This window comes from Actinokineospora sp. (assembly GCF_050699995.1).
GTDB lineage: Bacteria > Actinomycetota > Actinomycetes > Mycobacteriales > Pseudonocardiaceae > Actinokineospora.
In genome coordinates this window covers 1-10,949 of record NZ_JBOHGC010000601.1, presented here as the reverse complement: position 1 = coordinate 10,949, position 10,949 = coordinate 1, and the positions used below count along the sequence as shown (strand labels likewise).

Sequence of the window (10,949 nt, the reverse complement as noted above, 5' to 3'; positions counted from 1 at the left end):
GACGACCCCTCACCGCGTCTCGAGCTCGGCCCCCGGCGGGATCAGGTGCGTCGGTTTACGGTGCTGAGGGACACCGACGAGGAGGGGCCTACCTTGGCCGACGCCGACCTGCGCGACCTGGCCGACGCCCACGGCGTGGCGACTTGGTACGAGGACACCGAACGGCGGCGGGTCGACATCGCCGACGACGTCGTGGTGGACGTGCTCGCCCAACTCGGTGTCGACGCGGGCCGCCCCGCCTCGATCCGGGCCGAGCTGGCCGACGCACGGGCCCGGCGGGACCGGGCGACGGTGCCGGACCCGCTCGTGCTGCGCGCCGGGGACTCCCCCGCCATCGGCGCCGCCGGTGTCCTCACCACCGAGGACGGTGACACCCGCGCGGTCCGCGACCGCCTCCCGCCCGACCTGCCGCTCGGCACCCACACCCTGGCCATCGGCGACCGCCAGGTCACGGTGATCGTCGCGCCCGCCAAGCTGCCGCCCGTCCCCCCGGCGTGGGGATGGATGGTGCAGCTCTACGCGCTGCACTCGGCGCGTTCGTGGGGAATCGGCGACCTCGCCGACCTGCGCGCGCTGATCACCGGATCGGCGCGGCTGGGCGCCGGGGTGGTCCTGGTCAACCCGGTGCAAGCTATCACCCCGGTCACGCCGCTGCAGCGCTCGCCGTACTCGCCGTCGAGCCGCCGGTTCGCCAACCCCCTGTACCTCCCGATCACCGACCTCGACGCGTTCCGCCAGGCGCCGCCCGAGGTGCGTGCCGAGGTCGCCGCGCTCACCCCACCCGCGGGCGCCGAGCTGATCGACTACGACGGCGTGTGGAAGGCGAAGCTCGCGGCCCTGGAACTGCTGTGGCGGCACGCACCCGACCGGCGTCCCGATCCCGCGCTCGACGACTTCGCGACCTTCTGCGCATTGGCCGAACACCACGGCGCCGACTGGCGGACCTGGCCCGCCGACCTGCGCCACCCGGACAGCGCCGCCGTCGCCGCCGCCCGCCGGGACCTGGCCGACCGGGTCGGCTTCCACACCTGGGTGCAGCGGTTGTGCGGCCAACAGCTCGCCGACGTCCGCGCCGCGGGTCGTGCCGCCGGTCTCGGCGTCGGAATCGTGCACGACCTGCCCGTGGGCGTCGACCCCGCGGGCGCCGACGCCTGGGCGCTGCAGGACGTGCTGGCCTCCGAGGTCACCGTCGGCGCCCCGCCCGACGCGTTCAGCAGGCAGGGCCAGGACTGGAACCTGCCCCCGTGGCGGCCTGACAGGCTGGCCGCCGCCGGGTACCAGCCGTTCCGTGACGTCATCGGCAGCGTCCTCGCCCACGCCGACGGGATTCGCGTCGACCACGTCGCGGGCCTGTGGCGGCTGTGGTGGATTCCGCCGGGCCGCCCGGCGAGCGAGGGCACCTACGTCCGCTACGACGCCGACGCGCTGCTCGGTGTGCTCGCCCTGGAAGCCCACCGGGCGAACGCCATCGTGGTCGGCGAGGACCTCGGCACCGTGCCCGACGAGGTGACCGAGACGCTGCGCGAGCGGGGCGTGCTGAGTTCCGCGGTCCTGTGGTTCCAACGCGACGAGGACGCGCCCGGTGCGCCGCTGCTCGCGCCTAGCCGCTGGTCGACCGAGGCGATGGCCAGCATCTCCACCCACGACCTGCCGACCGCGGCGGGCTTCCTGCGCGGCGAGAACGTGCGGGTGCGGACCGAACTGGGCCACCTCGACGACCCGGAAGCCGAGGCGAGCCGCGCCGCGCACGACCGGGCCGAACTACTCGCCGAACTCGACGAACACGGCCTGCTCCCATCCGACCCCGACGAGGACGACCTGGTCGCCGCCCTGCACGCGCTGCTGGCGACCGCGGCCGGCAGGCTGCTCCTCATCTCCCCGCAGGACGCCATCGGCGAGCCGCGCCAGCCCAACCTGCCCGGCACCGTCGACGAATACCCCAACTGGCGGATTCCGCTGCCGGTCACGGTCGATGAGCTGCTCGAACACCCCCTCCTCACCCGTTCGGTTGCCGCCCTGCGCACCGCCCGACCTGCGGAGCGGCCCGAGAGGCGGTAGCACTGTGGAGGTCGACTCCCACCGTCGGCGCCGGATGTTCGATCAACGAGGAGTGCGCGTGCAGGCTTGGCCAGGTTCCCCCTACCCGCTCGGCGCCACCTATGACGGCGCGGGCACCAACTTCGCGCTGTTCTCCGAGGTGGCCGAGTGGGTCGAGCTGTGCCTGTTCGACTCCTCGGGCAAGGAGTCCCGGATCGGCCTGCCGGAGGTCGACGGTTTCGTCTGGCACGGCTACCTCCCCGCCGTCGGCCCCGGCCAGGAGTACGGCTTCCGCGTCCACGGTCCGCACGACCCGGCGGGCGGCAAGCGCTGCAACCCGCACAAGCTGCTGCTCGACCCCTACGCCAAGGCCGTCGCGGGCGGCGTCGACTGGGACGAGTCGGTGTTCGGCTACCCGTTCGGCGACCCGGACGGGTACAACGACGCCGATTCCGCTGCGCACACGTTCCGCGGCGTGGTGGTCAACCCGTTCTTCGACTGGGCCAACGACCGCGCCCCGAAGACGCCCTACAACGAGTCGGTCATCTACGAGGCGCACGTGCGCGGGCTGACGATGCTGCACCCGGAGATCCCCGAGCAGCTGCGCGGCACCTACTCGGCGCTCGGGCACCCGGTGATGATCGACTACCTGACCGGTCTCGGGGTCACCGCGGTCGAGCTGATGCCGGTGCACGAGTTCCTCCACGACCACGGGCTCACCGAGCGCGGCCTGCGCAACTACTGGGGCTACAACACCATCGCGTACCTGGCCCCGCACGACGGGTACGCCTTGAAGCTCGGCACGCCGGGCAGCCAGGTCCAGGAGTTCAAGGCGATGGTCCGCGCCCTGCATGAGGCGAACATCGAAGTGATCCTGGACGTGGTCTACAACCACACCGCTGAGGGCAACCACCTCGGCCCGACGCTGTCGCTGCGCGGCATCGACAACGAGACCTACTACCGGCTCGTCGACGACGACCGCCGCTACTACATGGACTACACGGGCACCGGAAACTCGCTGAACGTGCGCCCGTCGCACACCCTGCAGCTGATCATGGACTCGCTGCGCTACTGGGTGACCGAGATGCGGGTCGACGGGTTCCGCTTCGACCTCGCCGCCACCCTGGCCCGCGAGTTCTACGACGTCGACCGGCTGGCCACCTTCTTCGACCTGGTGCAGCAGGACCCGGTGATCAGCCAGGTCAAGCTGATCGCGGAGCCGTGGGACGTCGGCCCAGGCGGCTACCAGGTCGGCAACTTCCCTCCACTGTGGACGGAGTGGAACGGGAAGTACCGCGACACCGTGCGCGACTTCTGGCGCGGTGAGCCGTCGACGCTCGGCGAGTTCGCCTCCCGCATCACCGGCTCGTCGGACCTCTACCAGGACGACGGCCGCAGGCCCTACGCGTCGATCAACTTCGTCACCGCGCACGACGGGTTCACCCTCAACGACCTGGTGTCCTACAACGAGAAGCACAACGAGGCCAACGGCGAGGACAACCGCGACGGCGCCGACGACAACCGCTCGTGGAACTGCGGCGCCGAGGGCCCGACGGAGGACGAGAAGGTCAACGACCTGCGCGCCCGGCAGCGGCGCAACCTGCTGGCCACTTTGCTGCTCTCCCAAGGCACCCCGATGCTGCTGCACGGCGACGAACTCGGCCGCACGCAGCAGGGCAACAACAACGGCTACTGCCAGGACAACGAGTTGTCGTGGGTGGACTGGTCGCTGGTGGAGCAGAACACCGACCTGCTGGACTTCACCAAGGCCGTCATCGGGCTGCGGCGCAACCACCCGGTGTTCCGCCGCCGCCGGTTCTTCGCCGGCCGCCCGATCCGCAAGGGCGACGAGCTGCGCGACATCGCCTGGTTCACCCCGTCGGCCGAGGAGGTGTCCGAGCAGGACTGGGAATCCGGATTCGGGCGCTCGATCATGGTCTTCCTCAACGGCGACGCGATCGGCGACCTCGACAAGCGCGGCAGCCGGGTGCGCGACGACTCGTTCCTGCTGTGCTTCAACGCCCACGACGACGACATCGAGATGACCATCCCCGACACGAGCTACGGGACCGAGTGGAGCGTCGTGCTCGACACCGCGAGCGGCGAGGTGTTCAGCGAGTCCGGCGAGGGGACCGTCCTCGGCGTGGTCGCGGGCGACCGGCCCACCACGGCGCGGACGTTCGCCGCGGGCGAGGGCGTCAACGCCAAGGCCCGGTCGCTGCTCGTGCTGCAGCGCACGGAGGCCCAGCCGTGATCCCCACGTCCACCTACCGGGTGCAGGTCCGGCCGGGGTTCGATCTCGACGCCACCGCCGAACTGGTGCCCTACTTGGAGCGCCTGGGCGTCGGCGCCGTGTACACGTCGCCGCTGCTGGCGGCCGCGCCCGGCTCCACCCACGGGTACGACGTGGTCGACCCGACCAAGGCCAACCCCGAGCTTGGCGGGGAGGACGCCCGCAGGCGGCTCGTGTCCGCCGCCCGCGCCGCGGGTCTGGGCATCGTGCTGGACTTGGTGCCCAACCACATGTCCGTGGAGGTGCCGTCCACGAACCCGTGGTGGTGGGACGTGCTGGAGCACGGCCCGGAGTCCCGGTACGCGGGCTGGTTCGACATCGACTTCGCCGCGGGCCCGATCCTGCTGCCGGTGCTGGGCGACGACCCTGTCCTCGAAGTTCGCGACGGCAGGCTGGCCTACCACGAGCACGAGTTCCCGATCGCGCCCGGAACCGGCCGCGGCAGCGCGGCCGAGGTGCACGAGCGGCAGCATTACCGGCTGGTGGACTGGCGGCGCGGCAACGCGGAGCTCACCTACCGGCGGTTCTTCGATGTGACCTCGCTGGCGGCGGTCCGGGTCGAACTGCCGGAGGTGTTCGAGGGGACCCACGCCGAGGTGCTGCGATGGGTGGCGGCGGGCGAGGTCGACGGGCTGCGCATCGACCACCCGGACGGCCTGGCCGATCCTGGTGGCTACCTGCGGGCGCTGCGGGCGCGGACGGACTGCTGGCTGGTCGTGGAGAAGATCCTGGCGGCGGGCGAGTCGCTGCCCGCGTCCTGGCCGGTCCACGGCACGACCGGTTACGACACGCTGCGCGAGGTGTGCGGGGTGTTCGTCGACGCGGCGGGCGAGGAGCCGCTGACCGAACTGGCGGCGAAGTTCGGCGGGATCGACTTCCACGCCGAGGAAGAACGGTGCCGCAGGCTGATCACCTCTCGTTCGCTGGTGGCCGAGATGCGGCGGATCGCCGCCCTCGCCGCAGGGGTGCCGGTCGACGCGGTCGCGGAGCTGATGGTGGCGTTCCCGGTGTACCGGTCGTACCTGCCGGAGGGGGCGGGGCACTGGACGGCGGCGGTCGAGCGGGCGCGGAAGGTGCGGCCGGACCTGGCGTCGGCGATCGACATCCTGGACCGCACCGTCCGGGCCGACCCCGGCGGGGAACTGGCGACGAGGATCCAGCAGACGTCCGGCATGGTCGTGGCCAAGGGGGATGAGGACACGGCGTTCTACCGCTACCCCCGGCTCACCGCGCTCAACGAGGTCGGCGGCGCCCCGGACCGCTTCGGCGTCTCCCCCGCCGAGTTCCACGCGGGCGCGGCGGCCCGCGAGGCCGGGTGGCCCGCCGGGATGACCACCCTGTCGACGCACGACACCAAGCGCTCGGAGGACGTGCGCGCCCGCCTCGCCGTGCTCGCGGAGATCCCCGGCGAGTTCGCCGACGCGGTGCACCGGTGGTCCGCGCGGTGCGGGCTACCCGAGCCGACGCTGGAGCTGTTGGCGTGGCAGTCCTTGGTGGGCGCGTGGCCGATCGCGCCGGAGCGACTGTCGGCGTACCTGGACAAGGCGGCGAAGGAAGCGAAGGTCCGAACGTCGTGGGTGGAGCACGACGACGAGTTCGAGGCGGCGGTGCGCGCGTGGCCCGCCAAGGCCCGAGCCGAACTGGGGCCGGAGGTGGCGGAGTTCGTCGAGCGGATCCGGCTGCCGGGGTGGTCCAACGCGCTCGGGCAGAAGCTGCTGCAGCTTGCCGGGCCGGGTGTGCCGGATGTGTACCAGGGCACGGAGTTGTTCGAGCTGTCCCTTGTGGACCCAGACAACCGACGCCCGGTCGACTTCGAGGCGCGGACCGGAATGCTGGACCGACTGGAGTCCGGCCGGCTGCCTCCGGTGGACGACACGGGGGCGGCCAAGCTGCACGTCGTCCGCACGGTCCTGCGCCTGCGGCGGTCAAGGCCCGAGCTGTTCACCGGATACCGCCCGCTGTACGCCGACGGTGCCGCCGCCGCCCACGCACTGGCATTCACCCGCCGCCCCGACCTCGTCGCGGTAGCCACCCGACTCCCGCTGACCCTGACCCACGACGGCGGCTGGCGGGACACCGTGCTCGCCCTCCCGGCGGGCACCGGCCGATGGACTGACCTGCTGACCGGCCGGGAGTTCGCTGATCCCGTTGCGCCGCTGGGAGATCTGCTGTCCACCTACCCCGTCGCACTTCTGCACCGAGAGGACGTGCGGTGACCCGCCCCGACGAACACTTCTCCGTGTGGGCGCCGCACCGTGACCGCGTCCGACTCGCCCTCGGCCCCAACACCCACGACATGAGCCGCGACGACCGCGGCTGGTGGCACGTAGACGTGCCCGGCACCGGGGACGGAACCGACTACGCGTTCCTCCTCGATGACGACGACAAGGCACTGCCCGATCCGCGGTCGCTGTGGCAACCCGCGGGCGTGCACGGGCCGTCGCGGCGGTACTCGCACGAGGCGTTCACCTGGACAGACCAGGGGTGGGCGGGCAGGCCGCTGGCGGGCGGGGTCGTCTACGAGTTGCACATCGGCACCTTCACCGAGCAGGGCACGTTCAACGCCGCCCTGGAGCACCTCGACCACCTGGTCGACCTCGGGGTGGACTTCGTCGAGGTGCTGCCGGTCAACGCGTTCGACGGCACCGCGGGCTGGGGGTACGACGGCGTCCTCTGGGGCGCGGTCCACCAGCACTACGGCGGGCCGACGGCGTTCAAGCGGTTCGTCGACGCCTCTCACGCGCGCGGACTCGGGGTGTTCCTCGATGTCGTCTACAACCATCTAGGCCCCTCGGGCGCCTACCTGGACCGGTTCGGGCCGTACTTCGCCGGGCGCACCATCTGGGGACCGGCGCTGAACCTCGACGGCCCGGACTCCGACGAGGTTCGCCGCTACGTGATCGACAACGCCCTGGGCTGGCTGCGCGACTTCCACCTCGACGGCCTGCGGCTCGACGCGGTGCACGCGCTGGTCGACAAAGGCGCCACCCACCTGCTGGAGGAACTCGCGGGCGAGGTCGACGCGCTCGCCGCGGGGCTGCGCAGGCCGCTGCACCTGATCGCGGAGTCCGACCTCAATGATCCGAAACTCGTCACCTCCCGCGACGCGGGCGGGTACGGGTTGCAAGCCCAGTGGTGCGACGACCTGCACCACGCGCTGCACGTCGCCCTCACCGGCGAGACCGACGGCTACTACACCGACTTCGGCAAACCCGGCGCACTGACCAAGACGCTGCGGGAAGCGTTCTTCCACGCGGGCACCTGGTCGTCGTTCCGCGGCCGAACCCACGGCAGACCGATCGACCCGCGGCGCACGTCCGGCCATCGGTTCCTCTGCTACCTGCAGAACCACGACCAGATCGGCAACCGCGCCCAAGGCGACCGGATGACCGCCACCATCTCCCACGACCGCATGCTGTGCGGCGCGGCCATGGTGCTGTGCTCCCCGTACACGCCGATGATCTTCATGGGCGAGGAGTGGGCCGCCACCTCGCCGTGGCAGTTCTTCGCCTCCTTCGAGGACCCGGACCTGGCCGCCGCCGTCCGCGACGGCCGCCGCAAGGAGTTCGCCGAACACGGCTGGGGCGAGCAGAACGTCCCGGACCCGATGGACATCGCCACTGTGATCCGCTCGACGCTGCCGTGGGGCGAGCTGCACGACCCGGCCCACAAGTCGGTGTACGACACCTACCGGGCCCTGATCGCGCTGCGGCGGACGCACCCGGAACTAGCCGACCCCCGGCTCGACCGCTTCCGCGTCGACATCCAAGGCGACTGCCTGATCCTGCATCGAGGCGACCGGCGAGTGGTGGTCAATCTGGGCACGACGCAGGCCGAGGTCGTCCTCGACCGCCCCCCTGGCCCGATCCTGCTGTCGAGCGCCGACCCGGAGATGACCGGCACCCGTCTCCACATCCCACCGGAGACCTTCGCCATCTTCTGACAGACCGGAGACCCCACGAACCTCCAATGGACAACGCCACCCCCTCCCTCCCAGGCGTTTTTGTCCGCCCTGCCCCCTCACTTCCGGGCGTTTTGTTCGCCCTCTCAACGCTCGCCCATCACCTTCGACTTCTCTCCGATATCTTGATAGTCAATAGTGAATATGGATAAGGAAGAATATGGCAGTGGGAGGCGAAGGGTCCTCAAATTGCCGGATCGGGGATAGCGGACGACAGTGGAGCGCGACCGGTGGCGCCATCGGGGCGCTGCCCCGGCCGGAAAGGAACCGACCGTGTTCGCACGATCCACCACAGTGCAGGGCCACCCCCAGAACATCGACGCGGGCATCGCCAACATCCGCGACCAGGTCATTCCCACGCTGCGCGACCTCGACGGGTTCGTCGGCATCTCGTTCCTGGCCGACCGACAATCCGGCCGCTGCATCGCGACCACCGCGTGGGAGACCGAAGAGGCGATGCGCACCAGCGAGCCGAAGCTGCGCACGTTGCGGGAGCAGGCCGCCGAGGTCCTGGGCGCCCGCCCACAGGTCGACGAGTGGGAGATCGCCGTCCTGCACCGCGACCACACCTCGCGGTCCGGCGCCTGTGTCCGGGCCACCTGGATCCGGTTCGACGCCGCCCAAGCCGATCAGGCCATTCAGACCTACAAGATGACCGCACTGCCCGCCATGGAGGAGTTCGACGGGTTCTGCAGCGCGAGCCTGCTCATCGACCGCGACGAAGGCATCGCGGTCTCCTCTGTCACCTACGACAGCCCTGAGGCCATGGAACGCGCGCGCACCCAGGCGGACACGCTCCGCATGGCGAGCGCTGAGGAGGCCGGGGTCGAGATCCTCGAGGTCGTCGAGTTCGAACTGGCGCTGGCGCACCTGCGGGTGCCCGAGATGGTCTGAATTCCGCCGTCCAGGAGACATCGCCCGCACACGGTTGCTTGGATGTGCGGGTGACCGTTCACGACATCGCTCGGCAGCTGCCCGAGATCGCCGTCCTCCGCGACCACTGCCGCGCCATGGCGATGGTGGACGCCGTACTCGAACCGGAAGGGACCTTCCGCTACCACTCGTTCGACGCGCGGTGGTCCGAGACCGAGGAAGCCGCGTTGATGCGCAACGGCGCGGGCGATGAGTACGCGGTCGTCTTCTCCCCCGCGGGCGCGTACATCCGCGGCTTCGCGCACGAGTCGCTCATGAGCCCGTACGAAGCGGACACGGTGTGGCCGGGGGTGCTCGACGAGGTCCCCGAGGCGTTCCGGCCGCAAGTCGAGGAACCGGCGTTCGCCGACGAGGACGGCATCCCGGTCGTCACCGCCTGCCTCTGGCGGGAAACCGGCGACGACGGGTGGCGGACGGGGACGATCGAGTTCCCCGAATCCGAGGACGACGACCCGGGCGACCCGGATGGCGCAGGCTTCCTCTTCCAGCTGCTGGCCGACCGCTCGGCGGTGGCGTTCCAGGACTGGGCCGCGGACTACTACGAGCGGCCGGTGGACTTCGCCGCGGTCCGCCACATCTTCGCCCTGCGCCCGCTCACCGCGGCCGTGGTCAAGGCGTTGAACAGTGAGATCACCCTGGACGACCTCGCCGAGGACATCCAGGAAATCAGGTATCCCGTAGGTTGATCAAGAAGACTGGGGGCAGGATGAACAATCCCATTCGGCTGTACATGTCGATGTCGCTCGACGGCTACATCGCGGGTCCGGACGACCGGCCGGGCCAGGAGCTCGGACGCGACGGCGGGCGGCTGTTCAACTGGCTCGACGACCGGGAATCCGACGGCCCGAGCGGACAGGTCTACCGCGAGGCGTTGTCCACCGGCGCGGTGATCTCCGGCCGCCGGACCTTCGAACTCGCCGGGCGCTGGCAGGGCGACCACCACGACGGGGTGCCGATCTACGTCCTCACCCACCACGTGGACGACGGTGACGTGGTGTCGGACAACACCAACTTCGTCACCGACGTCGAGGAGTGCACCCGCGAGGCTCGCGCGGCCTCGGGCGACCGCCCGATCATGGTCCACGGGGCGGGCGCGGCCCAGGCATTGCTTCGAGCCGGGCTGATGGACGAGTTGGAGATCCACCTGGTTCCGGTGCTGCTGGGCGAAGGCCGGAGGCTGTTCGACCACCTCGGCGGTGACCACATCGAACTCGACCTCGTCCGCAGGCTTGAGGACCGCGACGTCACGCACCTGCGCTACCGCGTGCACCGCCAGGGCGAGGCCGAGTGAAGACGATCCTCGTCGGGTACCGGGTCACCGACCTGGAGCGCTCGCTCGACTTCTACACCGCCCTCGGGTACGTCGAACTGGGCCGAGTCGGGGGCGAGGACAACTGCCTCGCGATCCTCAAGTTTCCCGATGAGCCGTTCGCCACGCTCGAACTGGTCTACCGCCCCGGCGCGGGCCCGGTCGACGTGGGCGGTTTCGACCACCTCGCGATCCAGGTGGACGCGTTGGCGGACACCCGGGAGCGGCTGGTCGAAGCAGGCCTGGAGCCAGGGCCACTGGAATATCCGGGTGGCCCGGACGGCCCGATGGTGTCGTGGCTCAGCGACCCGGACGGCTACCGGATCGAGTTGGTGCAGTGGCCGCCGGGGCATCCCGACGGCCTCACCGCGGCCGACTTCGCCTGACACATAACGGAATCGGGGGCGGTGGGACAC

General features: G+C 70.7%; 8 protein-coding genes. All 8 read left to right on the top strand.

Annotated features, from left to right (window positions below; translation table 11 throughout):
- Nucleotides 1-93: 93 nt before the first annotated feature.
- Nucleotides 94-2,058, top strand: coding sequence for a 4-alpha-glucanotransferase (malQ, locus tag ACRDSQ_RS29000; RefSeq protein ID WP_431425423.1), 1,965 nt, complete (start codon nt 94-96; stop codon nt 2,056-2,058).
- Between the two features lie 58 nt (nt 2,059-2,116).
- Nucleotides 2,117-4,291: a glycogen debranching protein GlgX gene (gene glgX, locus ACRDSQ_RS28995; RefSeq protein WP_431425421.1), complete on the top strand. Its 2,175-nt coding sequence runs from the start codon at nt 2,117-2,119 to the stop codon at nt 4,289-4,291.
- Nucleotides 4,288-6,546, top strand: coding sequence for a malto-oligosyltrehalose synthase (gene treY, locus ACRDSQ_RS28990; RefSeq protein ID WP_431425419.1), 2,259 nt, complete (start codon nt 4,288-4,290; stop codon nt 6,544-6,546). The genes glgX and treY overlap by 4 nt, the downstream gene beginning before the upstream one ends.
- The gene (treZ, locus tag ACRDSQ_RS28985) at nt 6,543-8,273 is read left to right on the top strand and encodes a malto-oligosyltrehalose trehalohydrolase (protein WP_431425417.1); all 1,731 of its coding nucleotides are present in this window, start codon (nt 6,543-6,545) and stop codon (nt 8,271-8,273) included. Before treY ends, treZ begins: the two co-directional genes overlap by 4 nt.
- Nucleotides 8,274-8,564: 291 nt before the next feature.
- Nucleotides 8,565-9,185 carry a hypothetical protein gene (locus ACRDSQ_RS28980; protein WP_431425416.1) on the top strand — a complete coding sequence of 207 codons (621 nt, stop codon included), beginning with the start codon at nt 8,565-8,567 and terminating at the stop codon, nt 9,183-9,185.
- Between the two features lie 50 nt (nt 9,186-9,235).
- Nucleotides 9,236-9,910 (top strand): hypothetical protein, encoded by a 675-nt coding sequence (locus tag ACRDSQ_RS28975; RefSeq protein WP_431425414.1) that lies wholly within the window; start codon nt 9,236-9,238, stop codon nt 9,908-9,910.
- Nucleotides 9,911-9,930: 20 nt separating this feature from the next.
- Complete coding sequence (locus ACRDSQ_RS28970; protein WP_431425413.1) at nt 9,931-10,515, top strand: dihydrofolate reductase family protein; 585 nt, start codon at nt 9,931-9,933, stop codon at nt 10,513-10,515.
- Nucleotides 10,512-10,919 (top strand): VOC family protein, encoded by a 408-nt coding sequence (locus ACRDSQ_RS28965; protein WP_431425411.1) that lies wholly within the window; start codon nt 10,512-10,514, stop codon nt 10,917-10,919. Before ACRDSQ_RS28970 ends, ACRDSQ_RS28965 begins: the two co-directional genes overlap by 4 nt.
- The last annotated feature ends 30 nt before the right edge of the window (nt 10,920-10,949 follow it).